The following is an 18,410-nucleotide window of genomic DNA, read 5'->3' as shown; positions in this document are numbered from 1 at the left end:
CATGAGAATCCTGGTGAACCCTGATAGTAAAACTTGGAATAAAGAACTGGCCAGACCCGTTCAAAAAATGAAGGCAATAGAAAAGATCGTCAAACCCATCATGAAGAAGGTGAAGCGCCAGGGAGACAAAGCGTTGAAAAAATTTGCCCTGGAATATGACCACGCAGAAATCGATTCTTTGCTGGTAGACCAGGCCACAGTGGGTGCTGCAGGCGAACAATTAAGTGCCGAATTAAGAGAGGCAATCCAAACCGCCAAGCGAAACATCGAAAAATTTCATAAACTGCAGGAAATGCCCTCCATCAGTTCTGAAATTTCGGAAGGAGTTACCTGTATGCGTAGAAGTGTGGCCATACAGAAAGTGGGCTTATACATACCTGGAGGGACTGCTCCTTTGTTTTCCACGGTATTAATGCTGGGGATTCCGGCTAAGTTGGCTGGATGTAAGGAAATTGTGCTATGCACTCCTCCTGACCCAACGGGTAAGATTCATCCCGCCATTCTCTACACGGCTTCGTTAATAGGAATATCAAAAATCATAAAGGCAGGTGGCGCACAAGCTATTGCTGCTATGTGCTACGGAACCGAGACCGTTCCTCAGGTAGACAAAATATTTGGTCCTGGTAATCAATATGTAACGGCAGCCAAACAACTCGCCACCAGGCAGGGGGTGGCCATCGATATGCCTGCGGGACCGTCAGAGGTTTTGGTTTATGCCGATGAAAGTGCCATTCCCGAGTTTGTTGCCTCAGATCTCTTATCCCAGGCAGAACATGGAGTAGATAGCCAGGTGGTTCTGATTTGTCCCACGGAAAAGATTATAAAAAAAGTCCTGACTTTTGTAGAACTTCAGCTAAAAGAACTTCCCCGACAAAAAATCGCAAAAAAAGCACTGGAAAACAGTGTTGCGATTGTTATGGAGAACATGGATCATGCCTTGGACCTGATCAACTCTTACGCCCCGGAACACCTGATACTGGCCGTGAAAGAGGAAGAGAAAGCCATTCAGGGCATCGTAAATGCCGGTTCGGTATTTATCGGGAATTTTACCCCGGAATCGGCAGGGGATTATGCCTCCGGCACGAACCATACGTTGCCTACCAATGGCTACGCAAGAAGCTATTCAGGAGTGTCGCTGGACAGTTTTGTTAAAAAGATTACCTATCAGAAAATCACATCCGCAGGGATTCAATCACTGGGGCCTTCCATAGAAATAATGGCTCAGCACGAAAACCTGGAGGCGCATAAAAATGCTGTTACCGTTCGTTTAAACCACCTTTCAAAAGATTAAGTAAGATGGATTTCGATCTCCAAAAACTTCTACGACCACATATTGCCTCTTTAAAACCTTACTCATCCGCCAGGGACGAATACAGTGGTAAAGAAGGGGTATTTCTGGATGCAAATGAAAACCCTTTAGGTTCCATTACCGAACAGGATTTTAACCGGTATCCGGATCCTTATCAGACTGTTTTGAAAGAGAAGCTCTCCAAAATAAAAAAAGTATCCAAAGAGCGGATTTTTCTGGGTAATGGAAGCGATGAAGCCATTGACTTGCTTTTCAGGGCCTTTTGCCAGCCTGGGCTGGACAATGTTATCATCCTCCCCCCTACCTATGGCATGTACGAGGTTAGCGCCGGAATAAACGACATTGCTGTAAAAAAGGTGCCCCTAAGCCCCGATTTTCAACTATTACCGCATAAGGTGCTGGAGGAGGTTGATGCGCACACGAAAATAATCTTTATCTGTTCCCCTAATAATCCCAGCGGGAATACGCTGAAACGTGAATCCATTCTTCAGGTGGCGCGCGATTTTCAGGGCCTGGTGGTCATCGATGAGGCCTACATCGATTTTAGCGTGGAACCGGGATTTTTAAACATGCTGGAACAGTTTCCAAACCTACTCGTCATACAAACCCTATCCAAAGCCTGGGGACTGGCAGCACTGCGACTCGGAATGGCCTTTGCATCTCCCGATATCGTCGCCATTCTCAATAAAATAAAACCTCCCTACAACATCAGCGGACTAACACAGAAAACCGTTACAGAGGCTCTCGAAAACTCCGATAAACTGGAGCAAATGATTCGGGAAATCCTCACCCAGAAAGAGACACTTCGGAAACAACTGGAAAAAATACCCCAGGTAGATACTGTTTATCCCTCACAGGCAAACTTCTTTCTGGTTAAAGTACCCCGGGCGAAAAAAGTATACCAAAGGTTGATAGAAAAAAAGATTATCGTCAGGGACCGGTCCGCCGTACAGCATTGTGATGATTGCCTGCGGATCACAGTAGGAAATCAATTGGAAAATATCCAATTAGTTCAGGCTTTGCAAGATGTACTGGCTGAGCCGTTCATCTCTGAAGGTGTAAATTAGAATGAGCATGAAGAAAAAGGTATTATTTATCGATAGGGACGGCACCATTATAAAAGAACCCCCGACAGATTTTCAGGTGGACAGCCTTGAAAAATTAGAGTTTATTCCCCGATCCATTACCAATCTAAGTAAGATAGCCGAGGAGGGAAATTTCGAACTGGTTCTGGTGACCAACCAGGACGGGTTGGGAACCCCTTCTTTTCCAAACGAGGATTTTTGGCCTGCTCAATACAAAATGCTAAAAACATTAGAGCAGGAGGGAGTGGTATTTGCTGCCATTCATATTGATAAAACTTTTGAGCATGAGAAGGCCGCTACACGGAAACCCGGAACCGGCATGCTCCTCTCCTATCTCAATGGTGATTACGATCTGGAAAATTCATATGTGATCGGAGATAGAAAAACAGACGTTCAGCTGGCAAAAAATTTGGGTTGCAAATCCATCCTTTTCGGCAAGGAGCAGGCATCCGATGCAGACCGATGTTTTTCCTCCTGGGACGAGGTATATACCTTTTTAAAATTACCTCCAAGACGAGCTACCATTACCCGGAATACCTCAGAAACGCAAATCGCAATCGAATTAAATCTGGACGGATCTGGTCAAAGCGAGGTACATACCGGACTTCCCTTTTTTGATCACATGCTGGATCAGTTGGCCAAACATGGCGGGACAGACCTAAGCATAAAGGTAAAGGGAGACTTGCATATCGACGAGCACCATACCATAGAGGATACTGCACTGGCATTGGGTGAAGCCTACCTTCAGGCTATGGGAAACAAAAAGGGAATTTATCGCTATGGGTTTTTGCTACCCATGGATGATTGCCTGGCACAGGTAGCGGTGGATTTTGGAGGCCGGCCCTGGTTAGTATGGGAAGCGGATTTTAAACGGGAAAAAATAGGAGACATGCCCACGGAAATGTTTTATCACTTTTTTAAATCATTTAGCGATACGGCAAAATGCAACCTGAATATCAAAGCAGAAGGGAATAATGAACATCATAAAATTGAAGCTATTTTTAAAGGACTTGCCAGAGCCATCAAAATGGCCGTAAGAAAGGACCTTCAAGCCCTTGATCAACTTCCCAGCACTAAGGGAACCTTATAAAATTAATAGGGCTATCCTGCCGTTTTGGATAGCCCTATAAAAAAATAACTACTTTTTTTTCTTATTGCTGTGTTCTTTTGGTTTATTTTTAGGATTGCCTCCAATAGGGCTTCCTTGCATTTTTCCCTGTTTGTAACCTCAACCGCCTGTTTTAGAGTACTTACGGAGTTCGTTGATTGTTGGATCGAACAACGTTGATTTTTTGTTGAAAAAAATATTTTTACTATCTTTAAACTAACATGTTAATCAATAAGCTATCCCTGACCTTTACTCATTTCTCCTGTTTGTGTCTGTTGTTTCTGAACATAAGTTGTATCGGGAGCTATAGGGATGCCGAAACCTTGTATTTAAACGGGCACTATGAAAGGGCCATCAAGGAATTCAATAAGGTATTGTTTATCAGTGGAACCGATATAAAAGCCCTGCATCTCCGGGCACGGTCCTATGAAGAATTAGGGCAGTACAGGGAAGCGTTGGCAGACTACCGCAAAATTTTGGCCTTGCAACCTACCTATGCACAAGCTTTTGCCGGCATCGGAAAAATAGCCTGGGAGCAGGAAGATTTGAAAACAGCAGAAAAAAACTTGTTGCTTGCCGCCATGCACGATCCCAAAGATTACGACATTCTACTGCTATTATCTCGCTCCCTAATCAAAAATGGCAGGTACAAAAGTGCGGTTGAATTTTTGGAAGAGGCCAGCAGAATTAATCCAAAAGAGGCCAAGCCCCATTTTTATAAAGGCATTGCCATGGCTTACTCAGGAGATGGTCTGGGGACCATTGTTTCATTTAACAAATACCTGGAAATCGAACCCGATAACCTTACCGCTCACTATAACAGAGGGTTTGCCCTGATGAAACTGGGGTACAAGGAATGGGCCGTAGAAGACTTTGACCGGGTACTGGAGGAAGACCCCAAACACTATGAGGCGTTGGCCAGGCGGGCACTTTGTTTGTTAGAAAAAAACCCACGTCAGGCTTGTTTTGATCTGGAAACTGCTGCAATGAATGGCAATCCACTGGCCAAATCCAACCTCCGGCGTTGTGCCAGTATTCGCTAACACCTACCAATAAGGTTAAAACCTTCTTTTTTGCAACTATTAACTTTTCTGATGGCTTAATATTTTCTGTTTCCCAAAGAAAATACGGTTTTTAATTCTACTTTTGTTTTCTAGTCTATGAAAAGCAATAAATTAGTCATAATCCCTACTTACAATGAAAAGGAGAATATCCAGGATATCGTTCGTGAAGTTTTGGCTCTCCCGGAGAATTTTGATGTGCTGGTAATTGATGATGGCTCCCCTGATGGCACGGCAGGTTTGGTAAAGGAAATGAAAAAAATCTATTCTGACAGCTTATTTTTAAAAGAAAGACATGGGAAATTAGGCCTGGGGACTGCCTACCTGGAGGGTTTCACTTATGCGTTGCAAAATGGGTACGAATACATTTTCGAAATGGATGCCGATTTTTCCCACAACCCCAGGGACCTGAGCAAATTATACGATGCGGCCTTCCGAAATGGGCACGACATGGTAATTGGCTCACGATACGTATCCGGGGTAAATGTGGTTAATTGGCCTATGGGAAGGGTTTTAATGTCTTTTTTTGCTAGTAAATACGTACAATTTATCACCGGTATTCCTATCCGGGACACTACCGCTGGGTTTGTTTGTTACCGGAGCAGGGTTTTGAAAGCCATCAATCTGGACAAAATCCGGTTTATCGGCTACGCCTTTCAAATTGAAATGAAATTTACGGCATGGAAACTCGGATTCGATATTTTTGAGGTGCCCATTATTTTTACCGACCGAACAAGAGGTACCTCGAAAATGTCCAAGCATATTTTCAGAGAAGCTGTTTTTGGCGTGATCTACATGAAACTAAAAAGCATTTTCAAAAAATACCAGTCTGTTAATCAAACTTGATTGATTTGATGGGATTTACATTACTAATTATCATCGCAGGTAAGAACAATACAACGGTAGTAACGCCAAGGACCAGTACATTCAGACCAATAATGGTGGGCCAATCCCAATAAACCGGGACATAGCTCATGTAGTAATTTTCTGCATTGAGGCTTACCCAGCGGGTTTGCTCCTGAATAAACCCAAATCCAAGCCCTATTAAATTCCCCAACAGCAGGCCCCTGCCGATGATCCGGACGCCATTCCAGATAAAGATATTTCGGATTTGCTTATTTTTCGCTCCCAGGGCTTTTAGCAAACCAATCATCGAAGTTCTTTCCATGATCAGGATAAATAGAATAGAAACCATGTTAAAGGCAGCTACGAATAGAATCAATGCCAAAAACACGTAGACGTTGTTATTTAACAGTTCCAGCCAATCGAAAATTTGAATAAATTTATCCGTAACCTTTACCAGACGCAAGTCATAATCTATAAAATCGTACAAAGGCGCTTCATAAACGTCGATTTGTGCCGGGTCATTCAAAAAGACCTCAAACCCACCTACCTGGTCTTTATCCCAATCATTGAGTATCCGGATGAGTTGGATGTCACCGAGGACGATTTTATCGTCAAAATCCTCCAGGAACGTTTCGTAGATCCCTACTACCGTTAGTCTTCTGAACCTGGGCGGATCTTGTACAAAGTACATCGTTACCTCGTCTCCAAGTTCCAGCAGCATTTTTCGGGCGATTTTCGAACTGAGAATGATTTCATTGGAAGCAGACGCACCGTCGGAAAATTGGATAAACCGACCTTCAACCAAAGAATTTTTGAAAGAGACGCTATCAAACTCAGGTCCAACCCCTTTCATCATCACCCCTTCTACTTCTTCCTCTCCTTTGATTAGAGCAGGCTTAGTGGCATATCCCTGCACATGCCGGATGTAGTCTAGCTCTTCGTGATTGGTATAAAAATTACTTTCGGTACTGGTTGGGGAATCATCAAGGGCCTGGCTCATGACAAACCTATTGACCTGGTAATGACCCGTGAAAGAAAAAACCTTATCAGAAATGACCGTTTGAAATCCTTCCAGAATCAAAAATGAAATAATCATGATGGAAAGCCCTAACGCAATACTGGCAACGGCAATCCGATGAATGGTACCGGTAAAACCTCCCGTCTTTTTAAAACTGATTCTTTTTGCAATGAAGTAGGAAAGGTTCAATGAAGTCGTTTATTTTGTTAGATAAAATGCAAATTAACATGAAGGATATAAAATTAATACTTCTATTGACATTTTTGTTCGGGAATCTGACTTTTTGTACCAGCAAGTCCGATTCCAAAGAATACGAGCAAACGGTAGATTACCTGGATACTGCAAACCCGATTACCCCGGGGGCGGACCGGCCCCAGGTTTATTTGCCGAAATTAAAAGACAAACGGATAGCACTTGCTGTAAACCAAACCAGCGTCCTGACCCAAAGACAGAACCAGCATCTAGTAGACTTTTTGCTGGAGGAAGGGATTGCCATTCAAAAGGTCTTTGTGCCGGAGCATGGTTTTCGGGGAGATGCCGATGCCGGTGAAAAGGTAGAAAATCAGGTAGACCCCCAAACAGGATTACCTTTAGTCTCCCTTTATGGAGACTCTAAAAAGCCATCTCGCGAAGCTTTGTCCGATGTTGATGTAGTCATTTTTGATATTCAAGATGTGGGTGTACGGTTTTATACCTTTATTAGTACCCTCCATTACCTGATGGAAGCCTGTGCGGAGCAGGGAAAGCCGTTGATGATCATGGATCGTCCAAATCCCAATGGCGACTACGTGGATGGACCAGTATTAAAGCCGGGATTTGAAAGTTTTGTTGGGATGCATCCCATTCCGGTAGTACATGGGTTGACGGTTGGTGAATTGGCACGAATGATCAATGGAGAGGGATGGCTAAAAAACGGGGTCAAAGCGGAAATAGAGGTGATCGAAATCGACCAATGGAAGCATTCTGAGGCCTATGCATTACCCATAAAGCCCTCTCCCAATCTTCCCAATGACCTTTCCATACGCCTTTACCCATCGCTTTGCTATTTTGAAGGCACCGATATCAGTCTGGGAAGGGGGACGTTATTTCCTTTCCAGGTGTATGGCTATCCGGACCCAAAATTCGGTGACTTTACCTTCACCCCGGTAAGTATAGAGGGCATGTCAAAAAATCCTCCCCAGCAAAATAAGCTTTGCTACGGCAAAGATCTTCGATCCGAGCCCCTTACCCATCAGTTTACCCTGGAGTACCTACTGGAAGCCTTTCGTATAGCGGACAATGGACCTGCCTTCTTCAATGATTTTTTTGATAAACTGGCAGGTACGGATGAATTGAGAAAATCCATTTTGAATGGGGATAATGAAACAGAAATCCGGGATTCCTGGAAGGAAGATCTGGAGCAATACCGGAGAATGAGAGCCAATTACCTGATTTACGAATAAGCCCAATATGAAAAAAGAGCTACGAATTATTTACATGGGCACACCTGATTTTGCAGTAGCCCCGTTGGAACTACTGATTAAAGAAGGTTGGAACATTGTGGCTGTCATCACCGCGCTGGACAAGCCGCAAGGTAGGGGAAGAAAACCCAAATCCTCCCCAGTCAAGCTCACAGCAGAAAAGCACAACATCCCAATACTTCAGCCCCCCAATTTGAAGAATGGGGAGTTTTTAGAAACGTTGAAAAGTTTCCAGGCCGACCTTCAGGTAGTAGTGGCATTCCGGATGCTCCCGGAAGCGGTTTGGTCCATGCCTCCCAAAGGAACTTTTAACCTGCATGCCTCCCTGCTACCGGATTACAGAGGAGCCGCACCGATTAATTGGGTCTTAATAAATGGGGAAAGCAAAACCGGAGTCACCACATTTTTTTTGCAACAAGAAATTGATACGGGAAATGTTCTCTTTCAGGAAGAAGAGCTCATCTTACCGGAAGACAATGCCGGTAGTCTTCACGACAAACTCATGCAAAAGGGGGCAAAATTAGTGCTGAAAACGGTAGAAGCTATCGCTTTGGATAACGTAAATCCTAAACGTCAAGATCCCGCCAAAGCCCTGCATCATGCTCCAAAAATTTACAGGGAAAACTGTGAGATCAACTGGAACCAAGCTGCAAGCGAAATACACAACCTGATCAGAGGCCTATCTCCCTATCCCGCTGCCTGGTGCAAAATCGGTTCCAAAACCTGTAAAATTTACGGCAGTACGGTAGTGGAAAAAGAATCGGATCTGGACCCTGGAGAATATGCTACCGATAATCAAACCTACCTTTATTTTCAGACGGGAAAGGGAATGTTAGCTGTTCATGAACTTCAATTGGAGGGCAAAAAACGCATGGCTATTTCGGATTTTTTAAGAGGCAATCCGTTGTCAATACGAGATGGCAACTCAGGAGGAACTGCCTGATTGTAGGATCTACCTGTGGATCTAAATAATCTTCGGATGCCTGCAGATCCATTACTGGGGTAAAAATCAATAGATTTTTCGTAGGCCATTAAACTTCCCTGTCTTTACCTGGTCTAACTTTCTGAATGGTACCACTGATTGATGCAAAACTTTTAGAGATGATAAAGAACCCCAATACCCGGGATAAGGGATTTAGGGTGCTCATCGAAACCTATCAGAAAAGGGTGTATGGCCTGGTTCGAAAAATGGTTATCATCCATGAAGATGCCGATGATGTGGTTCAGAATACCTTTATTAAAGCGTTTAAGAATATTCATAAATTCAACCATAAATCTTCCCTGTTCACCTGGATTTACCGAATTGCTGTAAACGAAAGCCTGAATTTTCTGGAAAAGAAAAAAAGATGGACGTTCTTTTCAATGGAAGACCATCACGAAGTGATGGCGAGCTACCTGGACAAATCCCCTTTAGTTGATGGCGATGAAATCCAGCGTAAACTGCAAAAAGCCATTATTCGTTTGCCGGAAAAACAAAGATTGGTGTTTAATTTGAGGTATTTCGAAGATCTTCCGTATGAGGAAATCAGCAAAATGACACAAACCAGTGTAGGTGGCCTGAAAGCGGGTTATCATCATGCCGTAAAAAAAATTGAAGAAATTCTGAAGGAGGAATAAACCTTTGGATAATAATTCTGTCTAAACCTTAGTATGAGCAAATTTCCAAAAGAAACAATACATAAAATTCCGGAAAACTACTTTGAAAGTCTTCCGGATAAAATCCTGTCAAAAAGAAAACAACGAATCAAACAGTTCTATCTTAGTGGAATCGCTGCGGCGGCTGTTTGCGTCATTGGTTTTTTCTTTTTGATGGTTCGATCTACCGAGATTGAATGGGTAAATTACCAAGCCGAGATCAACGAAGATGTGGAATATTACATCAGCACAGGAGTTTGGAACGAAGAAGATGTGCTGCTTTTGGCAGAAAATCCGAATGATTTACTGGATGAAATCACCGAAGAGGAGTGGAATTATCAGCTTGGCGAAGAAGGAGAAGAATTAATATTGGATGAAATTTTGTATTGATATGAGAAAATGGATCATTATAGTCCTTCTAGTTGGGTTTAGCCTTAACGGATACGGGCAGCGAGAAAGAAGTATAGATAGAGAAAAGTTGGATGCAGCAAGAGTGGCTTTTATTACTAATCGACTTTCGCTGACCCCGGATCAAGCAGAGCTATTCTGGCCGCTTTTTAATGAATATCAGGAAAGCAGGGAAGAACTGATGCGGGATTTGCGTGGTATATCCAAAAAAGGGGAAGAGGAGTCGATCAGTAATGCCGAAGCGAGTCAATTAATTGAGCAGCGCTTTTCCTTGCAACAGGAGTTGCTGAATCAGGAAAAAGAATTTATGGAAAAAGTGTCGGAAGCATTAACTCCGGTACAGGCATTGCAGTTAAACGAAACAAATCGAGACTTTACCCGCCATATATACCGCATGCAGCGAAGGAATCGGGAGAATAACCCTCGGGAATAACGAAACTAAAAGTAATAAACCAACTCTGTGACCTTTTTACCAGAAAAGGCGTGGTGGACTATCCTAAGAACCGGCAATGTGCCGGTTTTTTTTGATTCATACCCGGTTATTTTTTGTTTCTTTGTACCATGCAGCAGGCCATAACCTTAGTAGCACTAAATGAGCTGATAAAAAACACCCTTGATACACAGCTTTCTCCCACATACTGGGTAATTGCAGAAATAGGTGAATTACGGGAGGCGGTAAAAGGCCATGCCTACCTGGACCTTATTGAAAAATCCGACGGGGGAATTTTGGCCAAAATCCGGGGAAATATCTGGTCTTATACCTACCAGGCTATCAAAAGAAAATTTGAAGCCGGAACGAATACCCGTTTAAAAAGCGGTATGAAAATTTTGGCGCTGGTAAACGTACAATTCCACGAACTCTATGGCATTAGCCTGGTAATAAAGGACATCGATCCAAATTTTTCCCTGGGGGAAAGGGCCCGAAAAAGGCAGGAAATCCTGGATCAATTAAAATCCGAAGGCTTATTGGACCTAAACAAGCAATTCGTCCTTCCAAAAGTAAGTCAAAAAATAGCCATAATCAGTTCCGTGACCGCCGCAGGTTATGGTGATTTCATCAACCAGCTGGAACAAAATGCGAACGGGTACCGGGTGCATTACCGTTTCTTTCAGGCATCCATGCAAGGCAAAGATGCCCCAAAAGAAATTATTCGGTCGATTCAGGAGGTAGAAAAACTTCAAATAGAAGCTCGATTTGACCTGCTTGTCCTTATCCGTGGTGGTGGTGCTCAAACTGATCTGGACTGTTTTGACGATTATGACCTGGCAAAAACCATCGCCAACGCAGCCCTTCCCATTGTTACAGGAATTGGACACGAAAGAGATGAATCCATAGCCGATATAGTAGCTCATACCCGATTGAAAACACCTACCGCTGTAGCCAGCTTTATATTGTCAGGATTCCAGGAGTACGAGGACATGCTTCGTCGTCAAATGCTATTCATCGAAAGGTATACCCAAAAAACCCTAAAAAACACCTCTGACACCTTGGTGGAAAAAGTCCATTTGCTAAAAAACCTGTTTCAGGGAAAAATTTCTGAAAAGAAAAACAATCTTGATCAATTTTCCCGACAAAGCTACCGGCTTTCTTTGCATGCCTTGGAAAAAATGCAGTTAAAGGTGGAGACAAATCAGCAATCCTTAAAAAAGGCGACTTATTTTGGGATTCAAAAAGCACAGGGTAGGTTGGATCAACATGAAAAAGCCATACAGCGTGCAGACCCGGAATACCTATTGGCAAGAGGCTACACCCGGACGGAAAAAGAGGGTATTCCCATTCATCTAACCGAACTAAAAACTGGAGATACTATCGTCACTTTTAGTCAGGAAACCATTATTACATCTCAAATCAAAAAATTGGAGAAAAATGAATAAGACCACGAAAAATCTCTCCTACGACGAGGCTCTTTCAAGGCTGGAAACCATCGTAGGCCAACTGGAAGAGCAGGATTTGGGCATGGACGAGCTTACGCGTTTGGTCCGGGAAGCCAGCTCCCTGGTCAAAACCTGCCGCAAAAAGTTAAAAGTAACGGAGGAAGAAATAAAAAATTCCTTTCTGGAGGAGGACAATATGGAGGATTAATCCGAGAATAAAATCAGTTAAACTTTCCTGGATTTACGTTTTTGGTACATGGTATATGATCCAAATATAGTACATTTGAGAAAGTAAAGCGGACCTTTTTTCATGAACAAACCATCCAAAGAAGAGGCGGAAAAACAGATTGCAGCATTGACGGAGACTATCAATCACCACAATCATTTGTATTATCAGGAAGACCGTTCCGAAATCAGTGATTTTGAGTTTGATCAATTGCTGGAAAAACTTGTTTTTTTAGAGTCGCTTTATCCGGAATTGAAGCAACCGGACAGTCCTACCCTGCGTGTAGGAGGTACGATCACAAAAAACTTTGAAACTGCCATGCATGCAGTGCGCATGCTTTCGTTGGGTAACACCTATTCCAAAGAGGAGTTGGTAGCCTTCGATGAGCGGGTAGCAAAAGGTCTGGGACACCGGGATTTTGAGTACCTGTGTGAATTGAAATTTGACGGAGTGGCTATAAGCATGGTATATGAAAATGGCCAATTGGTACGAGCCGTCACCCGGGGAGATGGATACAAAGGAGATGTGGTAACGGAAAATGTCAAAACGATCCGTACCGTACCGTTAATAATTAAAAACCAAAAATCCCTTCCCCCCTATTTTGAGGTCAGGGGTGAAATATTTCTTTCCAGGAAAGTTTTTGACAAGATCAATGACGAGCGGATAAGCCATGGAGAAAACCCGCTGGCAAATCCCAGAAACGCGGCATCCGGAACACTCAAAATGCAGGATTCGTCCATCGTGGCAAGGAGAAGGCTGGACTGCTACCTGTATCAGTTGATAGCCGATGAACTACCCATAAATAAGCATCATGAAGCCATTGCCTACTTAGCTAATTTGGGCTTTAATGTCTCTCCTACGTTCAGGAAATGTCAGGGCCTGGACGAGGTGATGGCGTACATTGAAGAGTGGAGAGAAAAGCGGCTGCAGTTACCTGTAGAAACCGATGGAGTAGTCATCAAAGTAAATGATTACCAGCAACAGGAAGAGTTGGGTTTTACGGCAAAAATCCCCAAGTGGGCCATTGCTTTTAAATACCAGGCAGAAAGCGCAGAAGCAACCTTACTTTCGGTCACTTATCAGGTAGGCAGAACAGGCGCCATAACACCGGTTGCTAATCTCTCTCCCGTTTCGTTAGCAGGAACCATCGTTAAAAGAGCTTCCTTGCACAATGCCAATGAAATTTTACGATTGGATTTGCATGAAGGGGACGTGGTCCGGGTAGAAAAAGGTGGTGAAATAATTCCCAAAATTACCGGCGTCGTACAGGAAAGAAGGCGAAAAGGCAGTGTGCCCATCACCTACATTGATACCTGCCCCGAGTGTGGGACGATATTAGAAAGAAAGGAAGGGGAAGCCAAGCATTTTTGTCCCAATGAAGGGGGTTGTCCTCCCCAGATATTGGGTAGGATTGAACACTTTGTTTCTAAGAGGGCCATGGATATTGATTCCTTAGGTACCGAGCGATTACGGGCATTGATTCAGCAAGGCTACGTGTCCAATCCAGCCGATATTTACGACCTTCCGGGAAAAAAACAGGAGCTGCTCGGGCTGGAGATTTCTGAAGAACAATATTCCAAAAGTAGTGATGGATACCTTTTGATCAGCATAAAAAAAGCCCTTTATGCCCTGACACAGCAGGTTACCTTAAAAGAAATTGAAAACTTCCTGGATAGGAATGCTACCTTAAATCTGATCGAAAAATTGGTGAATTTTGCTGAGCAGGAGAAAGCAAAACCTGGACGAGGAAAAGCCAATTCCAAAAGGCTGCAAAAACTAATTGCACTAATAAGAAATCAAGCTTTGGATTCGGTACCGGATTTTATACCTGTCGCTTACGTATTGGCAAGTATCCTACCGGAGAAAGAAGTAATTTTAACAAATCTCATCGCTCAATCGAAAAATAAAAACAGTTTACATGATCTGCTAGTCAAGGGAGAACTGGAAATACCGGATGCTGTTCAAGATCAAATTAATAAACTCAAAGGAAGTACCTTTCAGGAAGGAGTGGTCAATAATATGATGGAGGGGATCCGGGTATCCCTTAGCCAACCTTTTCCAAAGGTATTGTTTGCACTGGGTATTCGGAATATAGGTGAAAATACAGCCATTTTACTGGCAAAGCATTTCAAAAGTATTACTCAATTAATGAATGCTTCGGATCAGGAACTCCTGGATATCAACGGCGTGGGCGAGACACTGCTTCAAAGTATCCGGCAATTTTTCAATGACAAAAAAAATAGGGACATTATCCGGAGATTGAGAGAAAAGGGCCTTCAGTTTGAATTGGCCGAATCAAAGATGAGCCTGGAAAGCAGGGCCTTGGAAGGGAAAAAAATACTAGCCTCCGGGCGTTTAAACCATTTTAAACGAGATGAAATCATCGACTTTATCGAGTCTCATGGTGGGACTTACGTGAAATCGGTATCCAAAAATCTGGATTTTATCGTCGAAGGAGAAGAAATGGGGCCGAGTAAAAAAGAAAAGGCTCTAAAACTGGGGATTTCGCTGATTTCGGAAGAAGAGCTACTTGATATTTGTAAAACATCATAAAAGTTTAAACGAAAATAATGAAATGGATTAGGGAATATTTTGTGAAGAATGCTTTGGAAAAACCAAAGAAAAAGAAGACCCAAAAGTCCATCTTATTGCATATAGAAAACATTAAAACCATCGCAATATTGGGCAATAATAAAGATGAAATTGACCAGATATCTGAAGTTATTCACCGGGATTTAAATGAAAAAATTAAAATCATGGGAAATTACTACGATGAAAAATCGGAAGATCAGCAAGCATTTTCCTATAAAGATTTTACGCTAATCGGTAAACCCGGAGAAAAACTAAACCAATTGCTTTCCCTTCAACCAGATTTGATTATTTTTACTTCTGAAAAGCTAAATTACTTTACCCTTTATCTGCTTCAATTACAATCAGCATCTTACAGCATGGGTTTTTTTAGCGAGGAATTAAAACCTTATCTGGATCTGATGCTGAATGAAGAGGAAAAAGATATCCAATCGGGTACGGCATCATTGATTAAGTATTTAAAGCAGATCAACTAGTATAATGAAAAAGTTTAAAGGTACGGGCGTGGCGTTGGTGACACCGTTTATGGAGGATGGTTCCATTGATTATCCCGCTTTGGAGCGGGTGGTCGAACACGTTATTCATGGGAATGCAGACTATCTGGTCGTCCAGGGCACCACAGGAGAATCGGCAACACTGTCGGAAACTGAGAAAGCGGAAGTGCTAAGCTTTATTAAAAGAATAAACCAGCAAAGGCTTCCAATTGTTTACGGTTTGGGAGGAAATAATACACAGGCCATTTTAAATGCCATGGATGCAATCGATTTCTCAGAAATTGATGCCATTTTATCCGTAAGTCCTTATTACAATAAACCTAGTCAGGAAGGTATCATTGCTCATTATGGGGCAGTTGCCGACCACTGTCCAGTCCCGGTAATTCTATACAATGTTCCGGGCAGAACCATGTCTAATCTAAGTTACCAAACCACCCTCAGCCTGGCCAATCATCCTAACATTATAGGTATTAAGGAAGCAAGTGGTAATCTGGATCAATGCATGCGCATTGCAAAAGACAAACCAGAGAACTTTTTATTAATATCGGGAGATGATATGACCACCATTTTTATGAGAAGTATCGGTGCTGAAGGCGTAATCTCTGTTCTTGCAAACGCCTACCCTGAAATAATTGGGTCAATTATTCATGGAAATTCTTCCTATTCAAAAAAGGCCACCTTTAGTTTGTTGGAGATAAATCCACTAATGTATGAAGAAAGCAATCCAGTGGGCGTAAAATGCCTCATGGAAAGATTAGGTCTTTGCAGTGATTATGTAAGGCTTCCTTTACTTCGGGCATCCGAAGACTTAAAAAACAGAATTAAACTGGCGGCTGATAACGTGAACACCAGTCATTTTTATTCTCCACACCTGGATTAACGATAGGCTGGTAAAAAAAAAAGGAACCCAATATTGAGTTCCTTTTTTTTTACCAGATTAAGAGTTTTTGATGTCTTGAACCTCTTTACGGATATCCTGAGCTAAATTTTTTAAATCCTGCATGCCTTTTCTTACCCTTGTACCTGCTGCTTGATTTTTCTTATCGTAAAACTTGTCAAAATCAGCTTCCAGCGACATGATAAGATCCTTGATTTCACTAAATCTGTTCATAATTAAAAGTTAATTTGGTTGATGATGAAATTAATTTTTGATTCAATATAGTTAAAATGTTTATAAATATACAGTTTAAGCGGTTTTTTCTACTTTTATTCACCAAATGAAGTTGCCAATTCGGTGTTCTTATAGAATCCACTGATCAACTTACCCTTGATGGCTTCAAATGCCGTGATCGTTTCCTTCACATCCTCCAACGTATGCACTGCTGTTGGAATCAATCGCAATATAATCATTCCTTTCGGAACCACAGGGTAAATCACCACTGAGCAGAAAATATTGTAATTTTCCCTCAAATCCTTACTCAAAGTAGCCGCCTCTCCCACCGTTCCGTTGAGAACTACCGGAGTCACTGGTGAATTAGTCGTACCAATACTAAAGCCCTTTTCCTTCAGCCCGTCTTGCAAAGCGTGAACGATTTTCCATAAATTCTCCCTAAGCTCCGGTCTGGATTTTAGGATTTCCAATCGTTTCAAACCTCCCTCTACCATTATTAACGGCAAAGCTTTGGCAAATATTTGAGAACGCATGTTGTATTTCAAATAATGAATTACCTTAGCATCACCCGCAATAAATGCGCCAATACTTGCCATGGATTTGGCAAACGTAGAAAAATAAAGATCTACCTGTTCCTGTACGCCTTGTTCTTCTCCACTTCCTTTTCCCAATTTCCCCATGGTTCCAAAGCCATGGGCATCGTCTACCAACAAGCGAAACTGGTATTTTTCCTTGTATTGAACAATCTCCTTTAAATTCCCCATATCCCCGGTCATTCCAAAAACTCCCTCTGTAATGACCAAAATGCCACCGCCGGATTCTTTGGTAAGCCTTTCTGCTCTTTTCAATTGCTTATCCAGACTTTCCATATCATTATGTGGGAAGACAAAGCGTTTCCCCATATGCATTCGAAGCGCATCGATAATACAGGCATGACATTCACCATCATAAACGATTACATCCTTACGGTCGATCAATGAATCAATTACACTCATGATTCCCTGATAACCATAATTAAGCAAATAGGCCTTTTCTTTGTCTACAAATTCAGCTAATTCATCTTCCAGCTTTTCGTGTAAATCGGTACTTCCCGACATTATTCTGGCACCCATGGGATAAGCAGCCCCCCATCTTCGGGCGGCCTCTTCATCTGCCTTTCTTACCTCCGGATGATTGGCAAGCCCTAAATAATTATTCAAACTCCAGGTCAGTACTTCCTTTCCCTTAAACTTCATCCGGGGAGCAATTTCTCCTTCTAGCTTTGGAAATGTAAAGTATCCTTCTGATATCTCGGAATGCTTTCCTAAGGGACCGAGGTTGGTGTTCAGTTTTTCAAATATATCCAATGTGCAATTACTTTTGATGTTCAACTATTAACTTTCGTTCTGGAATTCAAACCTCCAAAACTACTATTTTTAAGTGGTTTCCGCAAAATTACGCCAACTTTTGGTTCCTTCTTTCTTTTAGAGCCTCTTAATGAATTATTCCAGACTAGATTTGATATTTTTACCGAGGCTTACCTGAACAGACCTGATACCGCTAAACAACTAGTAAAACAACTGAAAACCGACCTTTCGGCTTATCTACCTACCTTATGGAAATTAAAAATAAATCACTTGTACTTGCTTCAAAATCACCCAGAAGACAGCAGTTATTGAAAGAAATGGGCTTCTCATTCTCAGTCAAAACCCTGGATACGGATGAAGCCTTTCCGGAAAGCCTTGATAAAATGGCAGTGGCTGAATTTCTTGCTGAAAAAAAAGCAGATGCTTATTTGCCTTACCTGTATGATGAGGAGGTTTTGATAACCGCCGATACGACTGTTATTTCCGAAAACCAGATTTTAAATAAACCCGCTACACCACAGGAGGCCCGGGAAATGCTACAACTTCTTCAGGGAAAACCCCATGAGGTCATTACCGGTGTATGCATCCGTGACCTGCAGCACAAGATCCTCATTTCAGATTGCACCCGGGTTGATTTTTCTCCGCTAGATGACATTGAAATCAAATATTACATTAAGAACTTTCAACCGTTTGATAAAGCGGGAGGATACGGCATCCAGGATTGGATCGGTTTAATTGGAATCAGTAGTATTCAAGGGTCCTACTATACAGTCATGGGACTCCCCGTTCATAAGGTTTATCAACAACTTAAAACAACTTATGAGTTACTGTACTAAAAC

The 18,410-nt window shown here is 42.4% G+C and carries 19 protein-coding genes; 16 read left to right on the top strand and 3 right to left on the bottom strand.

The window, feature by feature from the left end; all coding sequences use genetic code 11:
* The first annotated feature begins 1 nt into the window (after window position 1).
* The 5 genes from hisD (at window position 2) to GKS34_RS02550 (ending at window position 5,409) form a co-directional block, all read left to right on the top strand.
* Window positions 2-1,291 carry a histidinol dehydrogenase gene (gene hisD / locus GKS34_RS02570; RefSeq protein WP_163383238.1) on the top strand — a complete coding sequence of 430 codons (1,290 nt, stop codon included), beginning with the start codon at window positions 2-4 and terminating at the stop codon, window positions 1,289-1,291.
* Window positions 1,292-1,296: 5 nt separating this feature from the next.
* Window positions 1,297-2,376, top strand: a complete 1,080-nt coding sequence (gene hisC, locus GKS34_RS02565; protein WP_163383237.1) for a histidinol-phosphate transaminase — start codon at window positions 1,297-1,299, stop codon at window positions 2,374-2,376.
* Window positions 2,377-2,383: 7 nt separating this feature from the next.
* On the top strand, window positions 2,384-3,484 hold the full coding sequence (gene hisB, locus GKS34_RS02560) for a bifunctional histidinol-phosphatase/imidazoleglycerol-phosphate dehydratase HisB (protein WP_163383236.1): 1,101 nt from the start codon (window positions 2,384-2,386) through the stop codon (window positions 3,482-3,484).
* Window positions 3,485-3,723: 239 nt separating this feature from the next.
* Complete coding sequence (locus GKS34_RS02555) at window positions 3,724-4,545, top strand: tetratricopeptide repeat protein (RefSeq protein ID WP_163383235.1); 822 nt, start codon at window positions 3,724-3,726, stop codon at window positions 4,543-4,545.
* 117 nt (window positions 4,546-4,662) lie between these two features.
* Entirely contained in the window at window positions 4,663-5,409 is a 747-nt protein-coding gene (locus GKS34_RS02550) for a polyprenol monophosphomannose synthase (RefSeq protein ID WP_163383234.1), read from the top strand.
* Here the strand turns inward: GKS34_RS02550 and GKS34_RS02545 are convergent.
* Window positions 5,396-6,616 carry an ABC transporter permease gene (locus GKS34_RS02545; protein ID WP_163383233.1) on the bottom strand — a complete coding sequence of 407 codons (1,221 nt, stop codon included), beginning with the start codon at window positions 6,614-6,616 and terminating at the stop codon, window positions 5,396-5,398. The two genes, GKS34_RS02550 and GKS34_RS02545, sit on opposite strands and share 14 nt — an antisense overlap.
* Window positions 6,617-6,654: 38 nt before the next feature.
* Here GKS34_RS02545 and GKS34_RS02540 point away from each other — a divergent pair, with 38 nt between their 5' ends.
* The 10 genes from GKS34_RS02540 (at window position 6,655) to dapA (ending at window position 15,994) form a co-directional block, all read left to right on the top strand.
* Window positions 6,655-7,869: an exo-beta-N-acetylmuramidase NamZ family protein gene (locus tag GKS34_RS02540; RefSeq protein ID WP_163383232.1), complete on the top strand. Its 1,215-nt coding sequence runs from the start codon at window positions 6,655-6,657 to the stop codon at window positions 7,867-7,869.
* 7 nt (window positions 7,870-7,876) lie between these two features.
* Entirely contained in the window at window positions 7,877-8,830 is a 954-nt protein-coding gene (gene fmt, locus GKS34_RS02535) for a methionyl-tRNA formyltransferase (protein WP_163383231.1), read from the top strand.
* A gap of 125 nt (window positions 8,831-8,955) precedes the next feature.
* Window positions 8,956-9,504, top strand: a complete 549-nt coding sequence (locus GKS34_RS02530) for an RNA polymerase sigma factor (protein ID WP_163383230.1) — start codon at window positions 8,956-8,958, stop codon at window positions 9,502-9,504.
* A 33-nt stretch (window positions 9,505-9,537) separates the two neighbouring features.
* Entirely contained in the window at window positions 9,538-9,912 is a 375-nt protein-coding gene (locus tag GKS34_RS02525) for a hypothetical protein (RefSeq protein WP_163383229.1), read from the top strand.
* 1 nt (window position 9,913) lies between these two features.
* Complete coding sequence (locus tag GKS34_RS02520) at window positions 9,914-10,363, top strand: Spy/CpxP family protein refolding chaperone (RefSeq protein WP_163383228.1); 450 nt, start codon at window positions 9,914-9,916, stop codon at window positions 10,361-10,363.
* Between the two features lie 128 nt (window positions 10,364-10,491).
* Complete coding sequence (gene xseA, locus GKS34_RS02515) at window positions 10,492-11,805, top strand: exodeoxyribonuclease VII large subunit (RefSeq protein WP_163383227.1); 1,314 nt, start codon at window positions 10,492-10,494, stop codon at window positions 11,803-11,805.
* Complete coding sequence (gene xseB / locus GKS34_RS02510) at window positions 11,798-12,013, top strand: exodeoxyribonuclease VII small subunit (RefSeq protein ID WP_163383226.1); 216 nt, start codon at window positions 11,798-11,800, stop codon at window positions 12,011-12,013. The genes xseA and xseB overlap by 8 nt, the downstream gene beginning before the upstream one ends.
* A 102-nt stretch (window positions 12,014-12,115) precedes the next feature.
* Window positions 12,116-14,584, top strand: a complete 2,469-nt coding sequence (gene ligA, locus GKS34_RS02505) for an NAD-dependent DNA ligase LigA (protein ID WP_163383225.1) — start codon at window positions 12,116-12,118, stop codon at window positions 14,582-14,584.
* Window positions 14,585-14,601: 17 nt separating this feature from the next.
* On the top strand, window positions 14,602-15,096 hold the full coding sequence (locus GKS34_RS02500) for a DUF6913 domain-containing protein (RefSeq protein WP_163383224.1): 495 nt from the start codon (window positions 14,602-14,604) through the stop codon (window positions 15,094-15,096).
* Window positions 15,097-15,100: 4 nt separating this feature from the next.
* Complete coding sequence (gene dapA, locus GKS34_RS02495; RefSeq protein WP_163383223.1) at window positions 15,101-15,994, top strand: 4-hydroxy-tetrahydrodipicolinate synthase; 894 nt, start codon at window positions 15,101-15,103, stop codon at window positions 15,992-15,994.
* Window positions 15,995-16,051: 57 nt separating this feature from the next.
* On the opposite strand, the gene GKS34_RS02490 is transcribed toward dapA, so the two are convergent.
* Both GKS34_RS02490 and GKS34_RS02485 read right to left on the bottom strand, forming a co-directional pair.
* Entirely contained in the window at window positions 16,052-16,225 is a 174-nt protein-coding gene (locus GKS34_RS02490) for a BF3379 family histone-like protein (RefSeq protein ID WP_202927860.1), read from the bottom strand.
* A gap of 95 nt (window positions 16,226-16,320) precedes the next feature.
* The gene (locus GKS34_RS02485; RefSeq protein WP_163383222.1) at window positions 16,321-17,571 is read right to left on the bottom strand and encodes an aminotransferase class I/II-fold pyridoxal phosphate-dependent enzyme; all 1,251 of its coding nucleotides are present in this window, start codon (window positions 17,569-17,571) and stop codon (window positions 16,321-16,323) included.
* 248 nt (window positions 17,572-17,819) lie between these two features.
* On the opposite strand from GKS34_RS02485, the gene GKS34_RS02480 reads away from it, so the two are divergent.
* A complete protein-coding gene (locus GKS34_RS02480; RefSeq protein ID WP_163383221.1) occupies window positions 17,820-18,407 on the top strand; it encodes a Maf family nucleotide pyrophosphatase in 588 nt (195 codons plus the stop codon).
* The last annotated feature ends 3 nt before the right edge of the window (window positions 18,408-18,410 follow it).

The organism is Cyclobacterium jeungdonense, assembly GCF_010994275.1.
Lineage (GTDB): Bacteria > Bacteroidota > Bacteroidia > Cytophagales > Cyclobacteriaceae > Cyclobacterium > Cyclobacterium jeungdonense.
Note: the sequence above shows the minus strand (reverse complement) of the source record. Positions and strands in the feature narration are given on the sequence as shown.